Annotated in this window: 14 protein-coding genes; 2 read left to right on the forward strand and 12 right to left on the reverse strand. The window is 38.2% G+C overall.

Translation table 11 applies throughout. The features are described 5' to 3' along the window. The first annotated feature begins 359 nt into the window (after window positions 1-359). On the forward strand, window positions 360-1,916 hold the full coding sequence (locus QNJ50_RS23455) for an FAD/NAD(P)-binding protein (protein ID WP_300640324.1): 1,557 nt from the start codon (window positions 360-362) through the stop codon (window positions 1,914-1,916). A gap of 183 nt (window positions 1,917-2,099) precedes the next feature. On the opposite strand, the gene QNJ50_RS23460 is transcribed toward QNJ50_RS23455, so the two are convergent. From QNJ50_RS23460 to QNJ50_RS23505, 10 genes are all read right to left on the reverse strand, one after another. After that, window positions 2,100-3,713, reverse strand: a complete 1,614-nt coding sequence (locus QNJ50_RS23460; RefSeq protein WP_300640363.1) for an NAD(P)H-quinone oxidoreductase subunit 4 — start codon at window positions 3,711-3,713, stop codon at window positions 2,100-2,102. 620 nt (window positions 3,714-4,333) lie between these two features. Next, window positions 4,334-4,852, reverse strand: a complete 519-nt coding sequence (locus tag QNJ50_RS23465; protein WP_300640327.1) for a hypothetical protein — start codon at window positions 4,850-4,852, stop codon at window positions 4,334-4,336. 50 nt (window positions 4,853-4,902) lie between these two features. Further along, a complete protein-coding gene (gene thrB, locus QNJ50_RS23470) occupies window positions 4,903-5,862 on the reverse strand; it encodes a homoserine kinase (protein ID WP_300640330.1) in 960 nt (319 codons plus the stop codon). 472 nt (window positions 5,863-6,334) lie between these two features. Further along, window positions 6,335-6,685, reverse strand: coding sequence for a DUF1257 domain-containing protein (locus QNJ50_RS23475; RefSeq protein ID WP_027844020.1), 351 nt, complete (start codon window positions 6,683-6,685; stop codon window positions 6,335-6,337). A gap of 144 nt (window positions 6,686-6,829) precedes the next feature. Further along, window positions 6,830-8,341: an AAA family ATPase gene (locus tag QNJ50_RS23480; RefSeq protein ID WP_300640336.1), complete on the reverse strand. Its 1,512-nt coding sequence runs from the start codon at window positions 8,339-8,341 to the stop codon at window positions 6,830-6,832. Between the two features lie 94 nt (window positions 8,342-8,435). Further along, window positions 8,436-8,783 (reverse strand): hypothetical protein, encoded by a 348-nt coding sequence (locus QNJ50_RS23485; RefSeq protein ID WP_300640339.1) that lies wholly within the window; start codon window positions 8,781-8,783, stop codon window positions 8,436-8,438. A 360-nt stretch (window positions 8,784-9,143) separates the two neighbouring features. After that, window positions 9,144-11,480, reverse strand: a complete 2,337-nt coding sequence (locus QNJ50_RS23490) for a TolC family protein (RefSeq protein WP_300640342.1) — start codon at window positions 11,478-11,480, stop codon at window positions 9,144-9,146. Between the two features lie 75 nt (window positions 11,481-11,555). After that, the gene (gene kaiC, locus QNJ50_RS23495) at window positions 11,556-13,121 is read right to left on the reverse strand and encodes a circadian clock protein KaiC (RefSeq protein ID WP_300640345.1); all 1,566 of its coding nucleotides are present in this window, start codon (window positions 13,119-13,121) and stop codon (window positions 11,556-11,558) included. A 98-nt stretch (window positions 13,122-13,219) separates the two neighbouring features. After that, window positions 13,220-13,537, reverse strand: coding sequence for a circadian clock protein KaiB (gene kaiB / locus QNJ50_RS23500; RefSeq protein WP_300640348.1), 318 nt, complete (start codon window positions 13,535-13,537; stop codon window positions 13,220-13,222). 268 nt (window positions 13,538-13,805) lie between these two features. Next, window positions 13,806-14,111 carry a circadian clock protein KaiA gene (locus QNJ50_RS23505; RefSeq protein ID WP_300640351.1) on the reverse strand — a complete coding sequence of 102 codons (306 nt, stop codon included), beginning with the start codon at window positions 14,109-14,111 and terminating at the stop codon, window positions 13,806-13,808. Between the two features lie 1,569 nt (window positions 14,112-15,680). Between QNJ50_RS23505 and QNJ50_RS23510 the strand changes: the two genes are divergently transcribed. Then, window positions 15,681-19,079: an ATP-binding protein gene (locus QNJ50_RS23510; protein WP_366914323.1), complete on the forward strand. Its 3,399-nt coding sequence runs from the start codon at window positions 15,681-15,683 to the stop codon at window positions 19,077-19,079. A 111-nt stretch (window positions 19,080-19,190) separates the two neighbouring features. Here the strand turns inward: QNJ50_RS23510 and QNJ50_RS23515 are convergent, their stop codons facing one another. Then, a complete protein-coding gene (locus tag QNJ50_RS23515) occupies window positions 19,191-21,179 on the reverse strand; it encodes a glycosyltransferase family 39 protein (RefSeq protein ID WP_300640357.1) in 1,989 nt (662 codons plus the stop codon). Window positions 21,180-21,421: 242 nt separating this feature from the next. Beyond that, window positions 21,422-23,233 (reverse strand): Ig-like domain-containing protein (locus tag QNJ50_RS23520; protein WP_300640360.1); only part of this gene is annotated, 1,812 nt, incomplete at its 5' end.

Raw genomic sequence — 23,233 nt, forward strand, 5'->3', positions numbered from 1 at the left:
CCAATTTCATATGAAGATGCATAGAATCGCGACACCTAAAACTGTTGCAAAACAATAATTTTGGCTTTGAGAATTTTATGCAGGCTCACAAAGAATTGGTATTAGGACTTACGCAACTGGCATATTTTTTGGCTTAGGGTGCGTGAGATGCGAAGATATTTGAACGTAGCAATAAGACTTATAACGTCACGCACCAACCACCGATTGTGACAATTGCGTAAGTCCTGGGTATAAGTAGCAATTAAATTTGGTATAAGTAGCAATTAAATTTATTTATTAATATGGGGGGATTCTACAAATCACCTCACATAACGTACCACCTTGTGATTTATCAATAAACATAAAGCGCTTAAGCAGTAATGAAAAAGCAAAAAAATAGCAGCAACGCAAAACCTTCTTCTGCCTCACCTCTTCACCCAATCCGCCTGGAATACACAATCAAGGGTAATGAAAAATCCATTATTGAAAAAGGCTGTGAACTACTTGTCATAGCTTGTGACCCCAGGAACTTGTATACCATTTGTGATTACACAGCTGAAGAACGTGCTATCTTTGACAAGTTGAGAAATTTCACATTTCATACATCACTACTCAAAGTCAAGGTCAATAGTTCATCTCCCAAGACAAAAACATATTCTGTTATCTTTGCTCCGAAACCATTGCAGGACATGAATGGAAGTGTCTATGCATATCGTAACGAATCTGCCAAACAATTTGGACCTGAGCATGCGAGTACAATGACGCATAACTTGGTGACTGTGTATCAACTGGAAGGCGAAGCGGAGACCCCATTGTCCACTAGCAAGTTTAAGGAAATACTTGAGCAGCAATTGAAGGATAGCGACTGGTGGCCATTCTCTACAGACTACGAGGTACTGAAAACCTTTACTACACCTTACTTTAATCACTTCTCTAATGAAGACTTGAAAAAGGGCTTAACCTGGGAGATCCTAAATTTGCAGGGACAAAATAATACTTTGTATGTGCATGGATTCACTTGTTTTGAATCAGTCTTACATTGTTGGGATTATGCCGCATTGATGCTAGATTTTGTGGGTAGTGCAAAACAACCCTTACCAACAAAGTTAGAAGCGCCTATTGTAATCCTGGGTGCTGGTGTTAGCGGTCTCTTGTTTGCTATTAGGCTAAAGAGGTTGGGATACACAAATATAGAAATTTTGGAATCAACCGACCGATATAGTGGAAAAACCTATACTCTTATTGAAGATGAACCTTATCCAAGCGAATCAAAAGAAAAGACGATCTGTGAATTAGGCACATGTTATTTATCACCAGCCTATTATCACCTGCTTGAGGATCTAAAGGAATTTTTTGTGGATAACAATCAAATTGATTTCGCTAAAAATGATCCGAATTTTAGAGGGGTCGTTACCCAAGGGGAATTCCCAGACTCTTTTGATGTCGCTCCCATTATTACACAACAAGACTATATCCTTTTAAAAGCTAAAGCCTTACTAGGTCTCCCACAAAATTCTGATTCACAGAGCATAATGCTTCAAATTGCTCTTGACCTTGCCAGATATAGTATCCTTCATTGGGAGATCATGGGTTCACAAACGCCGATGCCACCGAAGCCACCAACGGTATTGCTAGAGAAAACATTTTATCAGTTCTTGGAAGACAATAAATTACTTAGTCTTGTGGGCATGATGGAGTATATCTATTCTGTGCAAGGGTATGGTGTGATGAGAAGCATCCCCGCTTATTATGGCTTAATTTGGATCACACCCATCGTTATCCAAACGATTCTGCTCGATAATATGAGTCCAAAAAATATACCCGTTGTGACTGCATTGAAAAAAGGTTGGGGTGATGTTTGGGATCAAATAGTAACAAAAGGAAATCTTAGGATTACATATTTGGTGGAAACAAAATCCATTACACGTCACTGCTGACTCTAGCACTTCAGAAAAGTAATCGATTCCTTCGATTATGATTTTCCCAACCTTGATATTTTTGATAAATTCAACTTTAATGCGTCGAACACTAAAAACATAAAACAATGGGGATAATTACTCAATCATCCCCAAACTACATCCTTATTTTTTTTAATAGCACCACTACTGAAGCAAAATTAATTAATCTGTAACTTCAAGTAGATTTGGAACTTCATAATCAGCTAAGGTTGGTGCGGTAAAAATCTGAGCATATATGCTAGAAGGCTGTTGTTCTGCAACCACTGGTAAGAACTGACGCGCATAAGTTGCAACTTCTACAGTCTTTGCATCATACATTTGGGTAATTAGTTTGGGATACAAACCAATTCCGATAATTGGAACTAACAAACAACCGGTGATGAACAATTCACGAGGTTTAACATCAGGAACAAAACTGTCGAACTTTAATTCCTCGCTTTGCTTTCCGTAGAAAATCTCACGCAACATGGAGAGCAAGTAAATTGGAGTTAAAATTACCCCTACAGCCGATAGCGTTACAATTACAATCTTGAAGCTAGAACTGTAAACATCGCTGGTACTGATTCCTAGGAACACCATCAACTCACCCACAAAGCCACTCATACCTGGTAAAGCTAATGAAGCCATTGCACCAGCAGTGAATAGACCGAAGGTTTTAGGCATTACTTTTGCCACACCACCCATTTTGTCCATCATTAAAGTATGGGTGCGTTCGTAGGTAACACCAGACAAGAAGAACAAAGCTGCAGCAATCAAACCGTGGGAAACCATCTGTAACAAGACACCGCTCATACCGATTTCTGTGTAGGAAGCAATCCCGACTAACACAAATCCCATGTGAGCGATAGATGAATATGCTAAGCGACGTTTGAGGTTTGTTTGAGCGAAAGCACAACAAGCACCGTAGATTATATTTACCACACCCAAGATTGCTAAAACAGGTGCAAAGTAAACGTGAGCATTAGGCAACATTTCCATGTTGAAGCGAATTAGTGCGTAACCACCCATCTTCAACAATACACCCGCCAAAATCATCGAACCTGGAGCGGAAGCTTCACCGTGAGCATCTGGTAACCAAGTGTGAAGTGGAAATACAGGTAATTTGACGCCGAATGCAACAAAGAATCCTGCATAAGCTAACAACTCAAGGGCTTTGGGATATTCTTTCATTCCCAGAGATGCCATATCAAATGTCAATGTATCTCCATAGAAAGCCATTGCGAATCCCGAAACCAAAATGAAGATGGATGCAGCAGCTGTATAGAGGATAAACTTAGTTGCAGCGTAACGACGTTTTGGTCCTCCCCAAATTGAGATGAGTAAGTACACAGGAACCAACTCGATTTCCCACATCAAGAAGAACATCAACAAGTCTTGAGCGACGAAAACACCAATCTGGGCGCTGTACATTACCAACATCAAGGCATAAAACAAACGCGGCTTGTTTTTCACATTCCAAGCCGCAAATATTGCCAGAGTATTGATTAAACCAGTTAGTAGTATTAATGGCATTGATAAACCATCTACTGCTACTGACCAGTTCATACCCAATTGGGGAATCCAAGAATAACTTTCTGCTAACTGATAACCAGTGGTTTGCAGGTCGTAACTTTGCCAAAAAGCATAGGTCATTAAAGCAAGGTCAGCGATCGCTACACCCAAACCATACCAACGAACTGTTTTTCCTTCTTTATCTGGTAGTAGAGGAATTGCTAGGGATGCCACTAAGGGCAAGAAAATTATGGCGCTTAGCCATGGGAAATTAATAGTTTCCATCATCACTGAGAATCATCAAATCAATCTTTTATTTCATTATATTAACTTGTTTATAGTTTTGTAACAGCATTTTTTCTCATTCTGACTATTTTTTTTCTAAATCTTAGTGATAAATACTTATTATTCTCTGATATTTAAGCATTTTCGTTTAATTTTGTCCAAAAATTAATTCTATAAGTAAAGTTTTGCAAAGTAAATTGCGAATAAAAGCACAACACATAGTAACAGATTATTGCAGATTGTTAACAATATTCTTGACGAAACATTTTGGAATGCAAGCAAGCCCCTAGTTTTCCTTGTGTAGGGGCAAATCAACAGTTTAGACCCCAATACAGTTCAGTTAAGGCTAAATCTCAAGATTGAAGTAGGTTTGGTTGACGCAGGTTAGCAAAGCTTGTCCGTAGGACATAACCCAACAATAATTAGGTTTTTTGGGTCGCGCTGTCGCTTAACCCAACCTACGAAAATGCTAAATAGTAACCCAACCGTAGTAGTGAACCAAAAACTAGTAAAGACGTAGCAATGCTACGTCTCAACAGAAAATCAAAGCAGAAGATAATATATTCTGACTTCTGTACAGACGTAGCACGCTACGTCTCTAAGACTTCTGACTCCTGACCTCAAACTGTATGATTAAAAATTTTCCAAACTTCTCTGTCTGAACGAACATGAGGTACAGAAATGCTCTTAAAACCTGTAATAAAAGGTTTATAGTATATGCGCCAGTAAAGGGGACTGATCTTGTCGGCGCAACTTTTCAAAAGGCGAACTTCCTGTTTTAGCTCTTCTGCGAGGGAGTTTACACGCTCTGCATGTATTTTTGCTTGTTTTTTAGTTAGTTCTATTTGGTCTTCTATTTTTTGGATGCTGGAAGTTTGTGGTTCTAAAGATGTTAGATGTTTCAACTGTGATTGTTTCTCTTCCAGCATGACTTTTAAAGCAGCGAGCGCATCATCAATACCCTTCATTTGGGCAGCATTTTCAATATTCTCACTTGCGCGACGGCGATAAGCATTGACAACCCCTTTGGGTGAATCATCAATAATATCTAATTCCACACTCAAATTCGATTTTTCCTTATTCAGAGCATCAATTTGAGCGCGAATAGCATTTATTTCGGTCTGAATTTGCTCTATCATCCGTTCAAAATTTACTAAATTTTGCTAATAATCAATTTTCAGCATCTCATCTACACCTGAATAAGGTTCCTTGCTCCTTGGTTATCTACTTGAAGTGAATGAGTCACAGCTTTAATTCCTTGTTGCTGCCAAGCTTTAGCCATGGCAATTTCCACTCCTTCTGAGTGTAATGTATCTGTTAATGCTAATAAAGTTGGTCCTGCGCCGCTGATTACCATTCCATAAGCACCAGCAGAAACAGCCGCAGAATACACGCTGTCATATCCTTTAATTAAGGATTTACGAAAAGGTTGATGCAATTTATCTTGTAAAGCTGCTTCCAACCATTCCTTTTTACCAGTTTCTAAACCCCGTAACAGTAAACCTAAATGAGCGGTATTAAAAATTGCATCTCGATGTTCCACTTGTGTTGGTAGAACTTTGCGGGCTTCACTGGTTGATAGCTCAAAGTCTGGAATTGCAATCACTGGAATAACTTCTTGGTGCCAGGGAATATCACAAACTTCTTTTCTCTTATCATTTGTTGCTGTTAGTTGACATCCTCCCAAAAGTGCTGGTACCACATTATCTGGATGTCCTTCGATTGCGATCGCTAATTCCATCAATTGCTTGCGACTTAAAGGTTTTCCTGCAAGTATATTTGCACCTAGCAACCCACCAAGAATTGCTGTTGCAGAACTACCCAAACCTCTAGCAAGAGGTATGCCCAATTTAATTTCAATTTTTACTGATGGTGGTTTCTGCTTTAAATGCCGGTAAAACTCCATAAATGCCTGATAAAGTAAGTTGTTCTCATCCGTACTAACTTTTTCAGCCTCAGGACCAGTAACATTGATAAAAACCCTACTTTCTTCCAAGGGAGTAAACTTAAACTCGTTATACAAAGTCAAAGCAGTACCGAGACAATCAAAACCAGGTCCTACATTAGCACTGGTAGCAGGAACAATGATAGAAAAAACAGACACAACAGTTTTGCCTTTGAGAAACCGAATAATCAACCAGCATCTCATGTAAATGCTTGATTTGACTATTAGTTCTAATAGCTATTAGGTTTACTTATTTATTTGTTCAATATATAGCGTCTTTTCTGACTGCTCAGACTTTATAACTTTTCAGGCGAACGCTCTCAGGTCAAAGAGTTATCTCAAAAACCTAATATCTATCCTTGAAAGCCCCTTACTAACAAACCAAATTTCAGAAAAATCTTTAAAAGAATTTTATTTAGATTGAATTGAAATGTAAATAACTTCAAATTGAGTGAAAAGATGATAATTTATTATTGCTTTTGGTTGTTATATCTAACAGAGATTGAATATCTTAGACTTTAATATAGTTCTGATATTTTAGACTGTAGCTTTCATTGCCGCGATCAGAAAATCTAAACTGTAAAATTACAGGTTAGAAATTCAGCCAATAGAAAAGCGGGCTAACCGCTTATTAAGTGGTTAACCCGAGCAGCTTTGGGAACGCGCAGAGAAATTACTATTGCAATACCAACTTAACGTTGGCATTTTGTAAACCGCGCTGTTTCACTTCATTCAATGTTTTGTTAACAGCATACTTTTGGTTGATGGAGTTGATAAGTTCGGTTTGATTATGCTTCTTAGCAACGCCCCATAGGTCTGCGATTAGGTCAAATGAACCATCACTGTTGCGAGACCAGCCTAAATCATATTCACCTTCGAGAACAGCCACGATGTCAGCACGCACGCGTTGACCATTGTAGCCGCGAACGTCAGCTTCGCTCTTAACAGTGATACCTAAGTCAGACAAAGAAGACTTGAGGATTTCAGCATCAGTGATCTTGGTACGTAGTGTGCTAAAATGAGACATTTGGGTTTCCTCCAAAGAGAAGATTGAGAAAAGGACAACGGTTTTCGAACTAGCCGCGTAATTTTGGCGCGGCTTTTTTTTAAACTGCTAGCAATCATTGTTGATTGTGCTAGCCCTTCAGCCTGCTTGAGCAGGAGAAAGCCTTTAGAATTCCATGCGCTGATACTCAGCCACGGAAGCTGCTGCTGGACGTGCTCGCTGTCTGGCCCAATCTCTCAGAGCCGTTACCTGTTCTTGCATCGTTCTGGACAGCGGTAAAGTCGCCTTTATTGCAGCAATAATATCTAACTGGGTGAACTCACGATCTTGGGCAAAAGCTTCATACATTGCAGCCACAATCGCCTGTTCTATTTCTGCGCCGGAAAATCCATCTGACATCTTCGATAGTTGATCTAGGTCAAATCTTGATGTATCGTCACGGCGCTTGGTTAGATGAATGTTGAAAATATCTTTACGCTCTTGTGGTGTTGGTAAGTCTACAAAGAAGATTTCATCGAAACGACCTTTACGAAGGAATTCCCCAGGTAATCTTTCAACTCTATTTGCAGTTGCCATTACGAAAACCGGAGATTTCTTCTCTTGCATCCAGGTCAGAAAAGATCCAAAAATCCTACTAGATGTACCACCGTCGGAATCACTAGAGCCAGTACCACCGGCAAATGATTTGTCTAATTCATCGATAAACAAAATTGCTGGTGAAATTGATTCGGCAGTCTTGAGGGCGTTACGCAGATTTGCTTCCGAACGTCCTACCATCGAACCATCGTAAACCCGACCCATATCCAATCGTAGTATGGGTAAGCCCCACAACCGAGAAGTAGTCTTAGCTATCAAAGATTTTCCACAACCAGGAACTCCCAAAATCAACATTCCTTTGGGTTGAGGTAATCCATACTCTCTTGCTCTTTCTGTAAAAGCATTAGAGCGTTGCTTCAACCATTTCTTCAGTTCTTCCAGACCACCCACAACATCGATAGTCTCATTTTCCTCGATGTATTCTAGTATACCATTACGTCTGATTAATTGTTTCTTTTCTGATAAAACAATTTCAACTTCGTCTTCTGTCAGACGACCTTTAGTCACCTGCGCCTTGCGATATACTTTTTCAGCCTCATCTCTGGTTAGACCCAAAGCGGCTCTAAGTAACTTTTCCCGTCCTTCAGTAGAAAGTTTGCGACCTCTACCGCGATCCGTATAGTTATTTAAAACCTTATTCAGATCGGACATATTAGGTAATGGAAAATCTAAAACAACAACTTCCTTCTCTAATTCGATCGGAATTTGGTGCATTGGGGACATCAAAATGATGTTCTTTTGCGCTCCCTTAAAACTAGCGATCGCATCCCGTAATGACCTTGTTGTTGCTGGCGCATCTATAAAAGGATGTAAATCTTTAAGAATAAATATACTAGGTTCTTTATGTCTAATTATCCACTCAATCGCTGCTTCCGGAGAAACAGTGTTATGTTGGGTTACGCTTCTGGGTTGCCCGTATTCAACAATCCCATGGGTAACAGTCCAAACATATACTTTCCTTTGAGGTTTAAATGATTGACTAATATTAAAGATTGCTTGCTCAGCCCTCTCCTCCTCAGAGGTCACAAGATAGATGAGTGGGTATTGAGCTTGAATAAGGATGCTGAGCTCTTCTTTCATACATCAACCTTCTTGAGACCCTACAGAGATGGTAAAAACATGACTTTTTGCCAAGATAAATGAACTATGAATTTTCATTCATAATCCCCATTATTTAACAAGGAACTAATTCTTCCTCACTTTCAGGATGAACTTCATCCGCCTCCAGCTTCTGCTCCACTGGAATATCTTCCTGACCGATGACCCCAGATTGGTTACCTAAGGCAACTAGCTCTCGATCGCGCATTAGTAGCGAACTCTCGCAGTTAGGACAAGAATATACTCTGTGAGTCTTTCCGTAAGAGGCTTGAACCTCATCAACTAATTCTGAATTCGCCAGGTAGAAGTTTAAAGCACGCTCTGCTAGTTCTGACATCGGTTCAGCATCTATCGCTGAACGAATCTTCAGCTTCCTGTGCAGTTCTGGCGATAAATACAATGTAACCTTCTGTTTAGCTTGCATATAACTCTTTAACGGTCTTACCCGGGTATGTATCTTACGATATCTACTCTAAACTACCTTGTCAAGACGTCATAGCGTTTTGACGGCAATTTGTTTACATATATTTACAATACTGTAAAACTAAGCATGTAGAACATGTTAAGTAGTGCCTCGAAGGAAAGACTCAAGTCATACAGATCCATGAGGGTTAATTAACCAGAAACTACATGAAAAGTGCATTGTCCGTGGAACATTTTATGAATAAATAAGATTAAATAGAAAAACCCCCAAGTCTTATTTCCCAGCAGTATGAGTACCTCAAAGACTTGGGGTTGCAGATAGATTTGCAGTCAAATTTCACTCCTGACTTATCCTAGAAGTTTAGCGTTGGCTCCCCGCATTTCCGTTAGGGTCATCGCTTGCACTTAAACCTCTAGAAGTAATAGATCGTTGTAAAGTTGCTAAAGCACGGTTATAACCTAAAATTGCACTCACACGATTACCTTCGGCTTGAGTTAGAGCATCCTGTTCCCGGATGACATCAGTTTGAGTTCCAACTCCTGCTTGAAAACGCAATCGCGCTAGTCGTAGGGACTCTCTTGCTACTTCTAAACCTAAATTAGATGTTTCGATATTTTTTAGGTTTGATTCTAGTTCAGCATAAGCCCGCTCAACTTCAGAACGAATTAGTTCCCGTTGTTCGGCAAAACCATTTTCTGCGATCGCAATATTAGCTTTTTGTTGATTGGCTTCCGCTCTTGCTGCTCCACCGTCGAACAACCTTAAAGTTGCACGCAATCCTAAGCTATAGCCATCTGTAACGCCAACATTATCATCAAACTGATCCAACAGGTCATAGGTTCCAACCACACTAATTTGGGGTCCCAGTTGCGCAAGAGCTTGACGTCGGGCTTGTTCGCTAATATTCCGTTGTGCCAGTTGCTGCTGCAATTCTGGACGATTTTGAAAAGCCAAAATCATACTTTCTTCTAAAGATCTGTTCCATAAACCCGCTAACCTTACTGGATCTGCAGCAGCTAGAGTCACAGACTGTGGTAAGCTCAAGCGCTGAGCTAACTGGCTGCGACGGGTTGTCTGATTAGCAAGAGCATTGTTCAGGGCTTGGATATCATTAGCCAAGACTGATCGAGCTTGGAGTACAGCAAATCTCGTACCAATCCCTGCTCTTTCCTGTGCTTCAGCATCCCGCAAACTAGCGCGAGAGTTTTCCACAGCGGAGCGTTGAATGCGTACCTGCTCATCTGCTTCTTGTAAATTGTAGTAATCCGTATTAACGTTGAGCTTGATTAATTCGGATATACGCTCTACCTCTAATTCACTATTATTTAAACTCTCCTCGGCTCGTTTAATTGCAGCTCTTCTACTTCCAGATGTGTATAAACTGTAGCTCAATTGGAGATCGCTATCAAATCTGGTCACAGGTTCATCAGTCCCAAATCCTTGTAACTCAATACTACGCTGACCTTCGGATGATTGAGAGCGAGTTAAATTAGTTCTCAAATCCAATTGAGGTAATAAAGCAGCTTGTGCTTCACGTAGTTCAGACCGAGATCGTTCTAACGTCAACAAAGATTCTTGTAAATCCCGGTTATTCCGCTGCGCTAATTCTAAAGCTTGCTGCAAAGTAATTGGTTGAATTCCTTTAACTTTTACTTCCTCTACTTTGGTAGGAAATACCAAAGGATTAGGATTGGGATTCAGATCCAGGTTGGGATTCTCTAAAGGCTTTTGTGATTCGGTAGCTGGGGGTTCTAAATTTGGTGTTTTGGTTGCTGGTGGTACCCCTTCTTGAGAATTTGGTTCAGCGTTTGGCGATGTCGCTTCTTGAGGTTTCATCTGGGAAATTTGAATCGTAGTGTTAGATTCAAGATGAGATTCCCGATCGCCGACGCGCTTCATCCGTTGTAGTTTATTAACCAAGCTTGGCTTGCGAATTTTTGCCAAGTTTTGCTCGCTAAATCCACTAGAAGCAATAACTTTTTGGCGTTCAGCATTACTATTAGAATTGCACTGTCCTGAGCGACTCAACAAAGCGGAAGCTCCACAATTATCTGTTTGCAGAGAACTTGTCAACCAGGGTGTTTCTTGTGATACATTAGAATGAGACAGTGATTTAACTCTGCTGTTTGTATGTTTGCTAATTTCCTGTCTTATGTCTGTTGTTTTACCTTTTCTAGTAACAACACTTAGGGGCTGTAATTTTGACAGTGTTCTAGAAAACTGATCAGATTCACCAGTATTTTGAAAGAGTTTTTTTCTCTTAGGAATTTCTTTTCGGCTAATATTTTTATTTTTGCTCTCACTGTGAGAAATATTCCTATCCAAATTTCCATCACCAAGTGAGTGCTTGGCTGAATCTAAGGTAGGAACTGCATAAAAACCGGAGCTTACTTCTCGCGATAGTTCAATCTGAGGTATTCTAGGAAGAATTGTTTTAGTTTTGGTGGATTTATTTTTGACTATACTCCAGTTAATGTAAGCAAATCTTGTCGAAAAATGCTTTTGTGAATACAGTTTTTGAGCAAAAATTTGATTCTGATGGCGGATAATACCATCATCTCTGAGATTGGTAGCATCCAAGGAAGGATTAAGTTCGGTACTGTCCACCTTTACACTCCGGGCTAAAGCTGGGTGAGCAGTTAATACCGCTGCTGTTACACCCGGTAAAAAACTATAGAAGAACTGTTGTCGTTTCACCGTATCTCCTCACACAAAAGTTACAGAACGGAAACTAATTTTATCGCTACTGCTAAATCGCAACATTTGCTAAAACTATTCAAAATCTGAAGCTTCAGGATTTTGAAAGCTCTTAACAATACGAGAAAGCTCCGCCTTTTCATCGATATTAACTCGGGTGGGAGCGCCGCTGACAATTCTTTCATAATTGCGGAAAGAATCTTTAATTTCTGGACCTTCAGCGGTGATATTGTACTCCCTAATACTTTTATCGTGCCAAGAGCCACGCATCTTAAAAACATTAATCGCACGTGCCATTTCACCACGAATCTCAACATACTGCAACATCAAAATTGTGTCTGTAATCGTAGAAATATGGGAATCAGTGATGGAATGAGAACCCATAAATTGATCTGTAGTATTGGTAAAAAAACCGGTAATCTCTTCTTGCTTTGCATAACCCGTAACACCAATCACAAATTGACGAAAAGCATTGTTACTTACTCCTCTAGCCAAAGCAGATAGTGAATCAATCGCAATCCGAGAAGGCTTATACTCTGTAATTTCTGATTTGATGATTTGCAAATGGTCTTCTAAACCAGTTGACTCGGGATAAGTACAAATAATTTTGAGTAAACCTTGGCGTTCTAAATCTTCAAAATTAATTCCCCATGAATAAGCATTACGAGATAGCTGGGCTCTGGATTCTTCATAGGCAAACAAAATAGTGCGTTCGTTATTGACACAACCATTTTGCAAGAACTTGCTCACCAATAAAGTTTTACCTGTACCTGTAGCTCCTGTTGCTAATATTATCGAGTCTTTGAAAAAACCACCACCACACATCCGATCCAAAGTCTTAACTCCGGAAGAGACGCGAACATTTGACGACCTTTGAGTCAAACGCATGGCTCCCAAAGGAAAGATGTTAATCCCATCATTTGTAATTGTGAAGGGATATTCACCTTTCATATGGGTTGTACCCCGTAATTTTAATATTTCTAAAGTACGACGGCGACGTTCTCCTTCCAAAACGTTTCGGACAATCACCACATTATCTGATACAAATTCTTCTATCCCAAAAGAAGCTACAGGACCGTATTCTTCACGACGTTCTGTAGTAATAATAGTTGTGACCTTAAGTAATTTGAGGCGAGCTACTAAACGAAATATTTCCCGTCGCACAACACCTACTGCTTCATACTGCTGAAATACAGCTGTTACGGAATCAATGCTAACTCTTTTGGCTTTGTACTTTTTAATTGCATACTGTAAGCGTTCGATTAAGGCAGATAGGTCAAAGTTTCCGACAATATCCTGTCCTTCAGGGTCGGGGGAAGCATCAAGAATAAAGAACTTCCCTTCATTTATTAAACCTTGCAAATCCCATCCGAAAATATGAGCGTTTTTAATAATATCGCTGGGAGATTCTTCAAATGTTACAAATACTCCCGGCTCATCAAAATAAACAATACCGTTATAAATAAATTGAAGTGAAAATAAAGTTTTACCGGTTCCTGATGTCCCACTAACTAAAGTCGTTCTTCCTTTAGGTAACCCCCCATGACTGACATCATCAAACCCCTCTATCATTGTTCGAATCTTTTCTACTCCTCCACAGGAAGGTGTATTTTTTTTTACTGAATCCCGATTGTCACTCATTTCAATTATTAGTACTCAAAATAATGTATGTTCAAGCATATATTTTTAATTAATCTTATGAAAAATTTAATATTTTTGATTTTTGCACAGAATTAAGTTTAATCATCTAGTAAATCGTCTTCTATTAGTTCTTCATATAGTAAATCTAAGCCAATTAAAACTCTTTCTCTATCTGACAAATCGCCAATGATTTTTCTTACAGGGGGTGGTAAAATTTTTGACAATGTAGGTGTTGCTAAAATTTTATCCTCTTCTGCTAACTGTGGATTTTTTAAAACATCAATTACTTTCAGGGCATAAAAACCATTGAATTCCTGTTCTAAAATGTTTTTTAGGGTTTTCAAAGCCCGTACCGAGTTGGGTGTATTTCCCGCTACGTATAATTTCAAAACGTAGGTTTTCTTTACTTCAGTCATATAGGACTCCCATTTGATTATTGAAAAGATACTAATACTGAAAATCCCGTTTAGTCGGGCTTTAATCTAAATTTTTCCGCAAATCAGACAAGATTCCTATAGATTTACAGGGAACACATAAATGTTAAACAAAATAAATGTTAAACAAAAAGATATATTTGTATCCCATAAAGTATTAAATAACAAAAATTCAGTTTTTTTTATTTTTAAATTATTAGTATTTTGTTTGAATATTTATTGTTTTTTTAATCTCAATTTTTGCTAAAATTTATCTACCAATCTCACGTCGATAGAGTTCGCACAAATGAGCTAAAACATCAATTAATACTAAACGATAATCTAACAACATCTCATCATTTCTACCTTCTAGTCTTAGTTGTTGGGAAAATTCATCAATCAGCTCCATATGCATTTCTATGATTTGGGGCACAGGAATATTAGCATAAAATACAGAGTTGATAAATTTATCAATTTTTCCTTTTAAGTCTTTTTCTGCTGTAAAATACTCTAGAAGTATATGACGATACTCTAATTTTAGTTTTTGTAAAAATGTTATTTGCTCGGCTTTTGTCATCTCTCTCAAACTGCCAGATATCTTAACTTCTCTCATCAAAAAAAATAGTAATATCTCCGATATTTGGGATTATTCGCTGAAGTTTTACAAGCAACCATATAGTCGCTATAAGATTTTGTACATTCGGAGAGATAACTGTAATTCCTAGCCAGAGCAATATCAGAGCAGATAATTCATTTGAATGGCATCACATATTACTCTCGTACGTAACACTAGGCAATAACTTTGATTTGATAATAACTTAATGTTTTCTTTAACTTTATAGGTGTGGAACTTTATCGGCAATGACATATATTGTTAATGTGTCCTAAGCATACAGCTTATGACTCAATTATCTTTTACTTTGTCTAGTTTGATTCATAAGTTTAAGTTTTTCAGTTTAAATATCAGTGAACTTATAACTATTAAGATCGAAGCGTTTAGCAACAATTTTGTTCTACAAGTAGTTAAATTAGATTTGATGGTGTGTGGCACAGTTAGGTCAATAAGCTCTTCAAGGATTGTGCCTGAACCAAGGTTGCAGATATTTACTTGAGATGTTGCACTTTCCCGCCTGGTGAGTTGGGTCAAGCATGACTTACATCAGCTTAGATAAGCATTGGCACTAATTCAGGCAAGTCATGTATATTATTCAACTGTGGAAACGCGAGTTAATACATACTTTTAGACGAATATTTTGTTATTTTACTCCTTGATAAGATACGTTAACTAAAATAAAGGATTGTGGCATTCTCAATCATTATAATTCCTAAAGGTTCTAAAGCGAATCTTTAGAGTCATAATTGTTTTAGCTGTAGCGACTAATAAAATCTAAGGACACTAAAAATCGTTGGAGGATCCTCTAGATGAAGCTCTTAGGATTATCCTTCGAAGGAAATCGTTAGATGTGAACAAAATCCTAGCCCTTGTTATTCGTTGGGAAATCCACAACTACACCTACTGTTAGGATGAGAAAAACGATTTTTTGAAAAGCGAGAACAACTTATATCTATATTAGTTGTCTTATTACAATTAAGAGAAGAGAGAAGTTACATCTGGCTATAAAAAAAATCCGTGGGATCTAACCATCCGATCGTATGAAAATTAGAACTCATACCTTGCTCACTATTAATTCCACTAAATTAAGACTTCCGATACCCAATCATTAATTAGCATCAAATAATATGGATTTTGAGATTTCTTGTCTTCCTGCTACTTTGAAAGTAATTGAAGAATTTGTATAGGCACCAAAATCATAAAAAAATTACCAGCATACTTGAGGGTTCTAAGTACATTATTGATGACCTGTACTAAGAAATATCAATCGTTTTCTGCAAAATTTGACCTTATCAAATCTCTATTCCAACCAGCAATATTAATAAAATGCAGTAGACACATTTTACTTAATTGATACCAAGCAATACTTACTTAATAAATAGTATTAAAAAATATAGTTATTGAATTATGCAAGTATAATAAATCGGTGCTGTGGCGTCTGACGATTGCAGATACTCCTCTTACCGACTGGAAGAATGATCCAATTCCCTTATGTCAATGTTAAAGTACTCACTTTACGAATTGGTTGTAACGGTGCCAAGCTGCTTAGAGTCAGACACAGTGGCAACGATACTCAAGATGCAATCTGAGGGATGTGATTGCATCATTGTCTTGAATGAGCAAAAACATCCAATAGGAGTTCTCGATTGGGGATACGTGATAACACATTTATTCACAGATATTTATCAAGAGGAGCCAGAAATTGACAACGACCCTGGGGAAAATGATTTGTTTGATTCGCAGCAACCAATATCAAATTTAAAGTCGGATATATTTAACCCAATTAAGATATTACCAGCTGATATAAGCTGGGAAAATTTATGCTTATTTTTAGAAAAAGAATATATCGGTAAAAACATTAACTTAGAATTAGCCGTTGTTGATAAAGATGGAAAGTTTATAGGACTTTTAGATCGCTGGGAACTATTACAGAAATTGGTGAAACTGCGTCGCAAAACACTGGAAAAAACATCTTTAAATATACAGCCTTCGAAACAAAGCATTAATAGCGATCGCAAAAACCAATCAGTTATTCCAGAAAATTTATCATTATTGGGCGTTTATAAAACAAAAGAATACCAATCCTTGATTCAGTTACTGGAGCGTTTACCTTGGCCTTTAATGTTACAAACAAGTTCCGGTGAGGTCTTAACTCAAAATCCTGCCTGGTGGCAACAACTGGGTAAGTTAAAAAATCCAGAAGGGGTAAGAAAAGAAGTAGAAGAAATATTATCTTCCCCCAAAAATAAAAAGGTTGAAATTGAATACTTTACAGCAGCTACCGCTTCGTCAAGAATAAACAAACAACAAACAGAATATACTTTGAATCAAGAGACATCAACGAATATTGATGCATATTCTGAAGAAAATTCTTTATCTAGATTTTGCGAGTCACAATTAAAACAAAGTGATTTTGATTTACCTGAAGATTATCCTCCAAATTCTGTAACACAGGAAGACATCGATAACAGCTATGCCGGACATCGCTGTTTCTTTGATGCTACTACAGGTACTTGTACTTGTATCGTGCAGGTTCAAGATGAACGTGAGCGGGAAAGAGTATGGCAATTTGCCAAAATACCCTTGGATAGCCAAGAGTTGAAAACTTCTGTGAATCGGTCGCAGCAGGAAGGTCAAACTCATAGGACTGAAAACCCAAGTATTCACTCCGATTTATGGTTGGTGCTGGCTACTGATATCACAGAGCAACAGCAACTATCTCAAGAATTAGCAGCAAAAAATGCCGATCTAATTCAACTCAACCGTTTAAAAGATGAATTCTTGGCTTGCATTAGTCATGAGTTAAAAACTCCCCTAACAGCTGTTTTAGGTTTATCCCGTTTACTAATCGATCAACAGTTAGGAAAATTAAACGAACGCCAAGCTCGTTATGCTGGACTGATTCATCAAAGCGGCAGACATTTAATGAGCGTAGTTAATGACATTTTAGATTTGACCCGGATGGAAACCGGACAGATGGACTTAACATTAACTACCGTAAGAATTCATGCAGTTTGCGAACGTGCTATTAATGAGGCAAAGATCATCCACGATCGCAGCAAGCAAACGAATTCCCATCCAAAACCAGAAGAATTAGTTTCAGAACATCAGTTGAATCTTTCTATCGAACCAGATTTAGATGAAATTATCGCTGACGAACTGCGCCTGCGGCAAATGTTAGTACATTTACTATCTAACGCCTTAAAATTCACGGAAGCAGGAGGTGAAATTGGGTTATCCGTAAGTCGTTGGGAGGGGTGGATCGCCTTTAATGTTTGGGACACAGGAATTGGTATTCCGGAACATCAACAACATCTAATATTTCAAAAATTTCAACAGCTAGAAAATCCCATGACTCGACAGTTTGAGGGTACGGGATTAGGACTAGTATTAACTAGAGCTTTAGCAAGATTGCATGGCGGAGATGTTAGTTTCTTAAGCAATGAAGGTCAGGGTAGTAACTTTACATTGTTACTTCCTCCTTCTCCTCCCAACACTAATGTTAGCGATCCAGAAATTGGATTTTTGAGTGCTACAGAACCAAAACCAAGTCATCATTCCATTGGTTCATCTTCTCATCATTTAACATCTTCACAAAGACTAATATTAGTGGTAGAACCGATAGCTCGATATATTGAAGAGTTAACAAAACAATTACGGAGTTTGGGTTATCGTGTGATTGTCGCCAGAGCTGGATGTGAGGCGATCGAAAAAGCACGTCGCTTACAACCAAAAGCAATTTTCCTTAATCCTTTTCTACCTCTACTATCGGGTTGGGATGTGCTCACTTTAATTAAATCAGATGGGGAAACGCGTCATATCCCAGTAATTGTTACAGCGACAGCTGCAGACAAGGAGCGAGCATACGCTAAACAGGCTGATGCTTTTTTGAGTTTACCAGTGCAACATCAACTCTTAGCTCCACTTTTAGAAAAATTTTGTATACCTCCTGAGAAATTAGCCCGCAGCAGTAAAGGTGTTTGCGACAGCAGTTCTTCAAATACACCTTTACGAATTTTACGGTTAGTAAATTCGGAGATAATATCTGCAAATTCTCGTCCTTCATTATCCGATCATCGAGTTATTGAAGTTGACGATTTAGAACAAGCCGAATTATTAGCTCGAGTTTGGACATTTGATGTTGTCTTACTAGATACAGAAGTTGCTAACCCTGAGATTTATTTACAACAACTTGCAACAAAAAAACGTTTAGCAAGCATACCACTCGTTACCTGCAATATTACTAATACGCAAGCTGCTTCAGAAATTCCCGGTTTATCAGTATTTCCCTGCTTATTGTCACCAAATAATCAGTTAAAAAATCGCAATCAAACAAATGCTTTATTGTCGGTGCTGCAAATAGCTGCAGGAGTCTGTTGTCCGCCGAGTATTCTGGTAGTTGAATTAGCAACAATACTAAATTTATTTCCTACAGAAACTAGAATAAACAAGAATCACCAATCTGTAAAAGATCCAAATATAAATATAAATGATACTCAAGAGGAACAAAAAGCGCAAAATTTATCTCTTGGCTCAGAATGGTTTCAAGCTTTGATTCAGTATCTCCAAACAGCAGGTTTTAAAGCAGAAATTAGTATGAGTTGGTCAGAAATATTTCAGCAGATTCGCCATCAAAGTGTTGATTTATTATTGATTTGTGTAGGCGATATATCTAAAGACGAAGAAGTATTTATAGCCTTAAAAGCATTAGAAGAATTAGAATTTAAATTACCGCCAATCATAATTTTAGATCGTCGAATAAATTCAGTAGAATCAAAATCAAATAAACAGACATCCCCTAATAGAAATCATACAGAGGTTGAATCTCCTGAAACTTTAGAGGAAATTCTGGGGACAATAGTTACTGAGATTTTGCCCCGTTCAATTCCTATGGAAGAGCTTTTAAATCGAATTTATCAAGCTTTGAGTTAGGAGGGTTGGAGATTGGCGACTGGGGATAGCACTGCGTGCCGCCTTGCGGCATAGAGCCTGCGGCGTCGGCGGAGCCTCTGGGGATTGGTGACTGGGGATTAATTAACAAGTTCAGGTTAAAGGAACTCGAATTAATTGATATGCACCTTTGCGACCTAAATCTTGATAATCTGATGGTTCTAAGCCCATTTTGGGAAGTTTCTTTGGTTGAGTAATAATCAAGATAGAATCTGAGCTTGATTCTTGAGTTTGTGATTCTTGAGTTTGTGATGCTTGAGTTTGTGATGCTTGAGTTTCTTTTTTTTGAAGCTTTTGTTTCTGGATATATTCCCCCGCAACTCGATTTTGTTTAATGTAATTCACCGGACTTTGAGTGTAGAAAACAACGGTAGGTTTTTTAAATCCCACCATCATTAATTCTTCGCCTGATTGTTGATTTTGCACCGCAAGAGCAGATAATTCTCGTAATGGTAATTGACGTTGGCTATCCATCAAATATAAAGACGGTGTCAATACAAGAAGGAAAAATGCAGCAAATGTAACAAGATTGACAGCTATCAGGGGACGCCAAGTACGACGTATGAGCAAGATCGCTAATGCGATCGCGCAAGCCAGCCAAATTATACTGCCAATAATGTTATAACCAGACTGTTGCAACAACTCCCGAAAATCTGGGGCTGCTGGGTCTTCACCAATTATTTGGGGAATATAGTAAAGAACTACGGTTAATGTAGATGAAAATGCCACATTAAACCAACCGCTCCAAAAGATAGAAACTTTAGAGTTTGAGGTTTGAGGTTTTGAAGTTTTAGAATTTGAAGTTTTAGGATTTGAAGTTTTAGGATTTGAAGTTTTAGAACTTGAAGTTGGGGAGTTAAAATTCTCAGAGTCACCAGCTTGGGATTTGGCAGAAGCAATCATACAATCGCCCCAGAATAGGGCAATTAAAATCGCAGCGGCTGGCATTAAAGGTAAAACATAACTTGGTAGTTTAGTAACTGCAATTGTAAAAAAGCCAAATACTCCTAAAAACCAAGTCAAAGCAAATAACCCCAATTGTTGAGAACGGGGTTGGGAACGCCAATATGTCAAATTCCAAAATTTAAGTTTTGCCATTGCTGCAGGTAAATATACTGCATATGGGGCAAAACCAACTAAAACCACAATAAAGTAAAAATACCAAGGTGCAGAATGACGATTAACTACGCTAGTGAAGCGCTCTACATTGTGGTAGCCAAAAAATGAATCTATGTAATTAGAACCGTTTTGTAAAGCAACTAATATATACCAAGGAAGTGCGATCGCACCGACAATTAATAAACCTCGCAGTGGTTTTGCTTCCTGCCAAACTTTAATAAAATTACCTAAATAAAATAGAAATAGACAAACAATTAATCCTGGTAAAACAATTCCTACAGGACCTTTGGTTAAAATTGCCGCCCCAATTAAAATATAAAAAGCTAAATACCAACCAGAAGGGAAAAAACTAAGTATTGAAAATTTATTCCTAGTGGACTTCCCATGGGAAGAAAATTTTGGATCGTTGCTGGCGTAACCGAGGAAAAAGCATAGTAAAGCAGATGCGATGCATCCAGTTAGCAGCATATCGGAAACACCTATTCTTCCCCAAACTATCATTTGTGGGTTAAACGCCATCATAGCTGTAGCTAGACCAGCTACTAACCAACGACGATTAGAATGATGAAGTTGGAGTAGTCGATCTTCCCGGGTTTGCTGCCACACTAAAGTATAGAAAGCCAGAGAGATTAATCCAATTGCTGCAAGTGCAGAAGGTAAGCGTACCGCCCATTCATTGACACCGATCGCTGCATAGGCGATCGCCTGACACCAATAAATCAAAGCTGGTTTATCAAAACGAGTTTCGCCATTAAAAAATGGTGTGATCCAATCACCAGTAACCAACATTTGACGGGAAGCTTCAGCAAATAACGGCTCTGTTTCATCAACTAAGCCAATACTACCCAAATGCCAAATGTAAGCTATTCCACCAATTACAATCAACCATAAAACTGAAAGAGTCACAGCTAAGACTGGACGTTTTGCCATATTTCCACACCACTGGTTTAAAGCACTAGTCATTAATTAATAGTCATTACTTGGTCGTTTCTAGTCAATAGTCGTTGGTAACTTAATAATAGTTGCCTTTATCTCCAATACATTTAAAGTCAACTATAGTAAAAGTAATTTAAAGCATAAACGTAGAGACGTAGCAGTGCTACGCCTCTAAGAATAAAAATTGAAAATAAATAGAAATTACAAATCAGTTATTAGAACACAGTTGTGAGAATAAAGTTGCGAGAACAAAGTTGTGAGAATAAATATCAAACAAAGTCAATATTAACAATCAGGTCGTTGTAATCTTTATCACTATTAGAACTCATATCCTCAAAACCAAAGGTGTTATCGCCCAATAAATTAACATGGTCAAATCCATCCGAGTTAGCTCCCATATATGGGAAGTAAACCTCTGGATCGTTACCGCTATCCTCATCAGTAAGTTGTTCGAGGGTTCCGTTAATAATTATTATGGGAGCAAAAAGTGCACCACCCTCAATACTGGCGCTTCCATTCTGAGTACTGTTATTTTCAGCAGTAAATTTAATGACTTCCCCTGTTACCCCATCTTTAACAATATTACCGAGAGCGGCTTGGAGATAATCACTTTTACTTGAATTGTTGGGATCCAAACTACCGATTAACCCTTCTGGATCGTCAATTTGATACAAGTAAACTTCGTTGTTGTATTCAGCTTCTCTATATACGGAATAGTTGAAATTAACTAATCCCGACTCACCTGTCAAATCGATGAATTCCGCAGGGCGATCGCCTTGAATTTCTGTTCCTTTAGCAATTGGCTCTTCAGTAAGTTGGAGTTTTACAACTAGGTCTTCAAAAGACCGATCGCCACCACCAATTTCGTCTTCCCAAGAGAGATTAAATCCTCCATCATCTCCTGAAGTAACTTTTACCGGATGAAAGGTATCACTATCAAAAGTAGCACCTAATAAAACCTTCTCGGTTGAACTTTTACCGCCAATAACAGCATCAGTAGTAGAGTTTGATACTAAGTAAAATACCAAGCGATCGCCACTACTAAAGCCTTTACCGTCAAATCCTTCAATAGTACGAGAGAACTCTGTAGAGTCAAAACCATTAGGTTCTCCTGGAAGTGCAGAAAACAAAACTTTTGACTGTTTTAAAGCTGCTTGAATGTAATCATCTCCAGCATCAGGAGTCAAAGATACTTTGGTTTTGGGGTCAATAATCGTACCCCGTTCATCATTAACCACAAATACACCTAATTCATTGATGTAAGTAGCATGACTACTAATAAATTGAGCTTTCAGATTAGCTCTTTTTGAAGTTTCTCCAACAACCCGAAATACACCATTATCATCTACTTGTAATTCTGGAAGTGCTTCATCGGAAGGTAAAGAAGTGGTGAAGTTCCAAGTTTGAGAATTACTAATACCAGAAAAATCATTACCTGCTAAATCTTCAATTGCTCCACTTTCAATCTCTATGTAATAACTTATAGAGGCTGCAAAATCATTTGTGGGGTCGATTTTGACAGTATTTTTATCGATTGTTACTCGATCGCTATTAATATCAATTATTTCAACAACATCACCATCTGCAGTTTTGATAATGATATTCCCTGTTCCCGCTCGAACATTTTCATTAAAAGCGATCGTTAGGTTTGCATTTTTGGGAACATCTGTGGAATCATCCGCAGGACTTAAACCAGTAATACCATCTATTGCAGGTGGTGTAGTATCGGGGTCAGCAGCAGTAGTAAAATTCCAAACTGTTGGATCACTAATACCAAGAAAATCATTACCTGCTAAATCTTCAATTGCTCCACTTTCAACCTCCACATAGTAATTTGTAGAAGCCATGAGGTCATTGATGGGGTCAATGGTGACAGTGTTTCCATTGATTTTTACCCGATCGCTACTGATATCAATTATTTCAACAACATCACCATCTGCAGTTTTGATAATGATATTCCCTGTTCCCGCTCGAACATTTTCATTAAAAGCGATCGCCAGGTTTGCATTTTTGGAAACATCTGTAGAATCATCAGCAGGGCTTAAAGCATTAATACCATCTATTGCAGGTGGTGTAGTATC

The sequence above is a fragment of the Mastigocoleus sp. MO_188.B34 genome (genome assembly GCF_030065675.1).
In the GTDB taxonomy this organism is placed as follows: domain Bacteria; phylum Cyanobacteriota; class Cyanobacteriia; order Cyanobacteriales; family Nostocaceae; genus Mastigocoleus.

Bases quoted from the DNA above. Each gene is read 5' to 3' on its own strand.
- QNJ50_RS23455 (WP_300640324.1), top strand. From the start codon at position 360: ATGAAAAAGCAAAAAAATAGCAGCAACGCAAAACCTTCTTCTGCCTCA.
- QNJ50_RS23460 (WP_300640363.1), bottom strand. From the start codon at position 3,713: ATGGAAACTATTAATTTCCCATGGCTAAGCGCCATAATTTTCTTGCCC.
- QNJ50_RS23465 (WP_300640327.1), bottom strand. From the start codon at position 4,852: ATGATAGAGCAAATTCAGACCGAAATAAATGCTATTCGCGCTCAAATT.
- thrB (WP_300640330.1), bottom strand. From the start codon at position 5,862: ATGAGATGCTGGTTGATTATTCGGTTTCTCAAAGGCAAAACTGTTGTG.
- QNJ50_RS23475 (WP_027844020.1), bottom strand. From the start codon at position 6,685: ATGTCTCATTTTAGCACACTACGTACCAAGATCACTGATGCTGAAATC.
- QNJ50_RS23480 (WP_300640336.1), bottom strand. From the start codon at position 8,341: ATGAAAGAAGAGCTCAGCATCCTTATTCAAGCTCAATACCCACTCATC.
- QNJ50_RS23485 (WP_300640339.1), bottom strand. From the start codon at position 8,783: ATGCAAGCTAAACAGAAGGTTACATTGTATTTATCGCCAGAACTGCAC.
- kaiC (WP_300640345.1), bottom strand. From the start codon at position 13,121: ATGAGTGACAATCGGGATTCAGTAAAAAAAAATACACCTTCCTGTGGA.
- kaiB (WP_300640348.1), bottom strand. From the start codon at position 13,537: ATGACTGAAGTAAAGAAAACCTACGTTTTGAAATTATACGTAGCGGGA.
- QNJ50_RS23505 (WP_300640351.1), bottom strand. From the start codon at position 14,111: ATGACAAAAGCCGAGCAAATAACATTTTTACAAAAACTAAAATTAGAG.
- QNJ50_RS23515 (WP_300640357.1), bottom strand. From the start codon at position 21,179: ATGACTAGTGCTTTAAACCAGTGGTGTGGAAATATGGCAAAACGTCCA.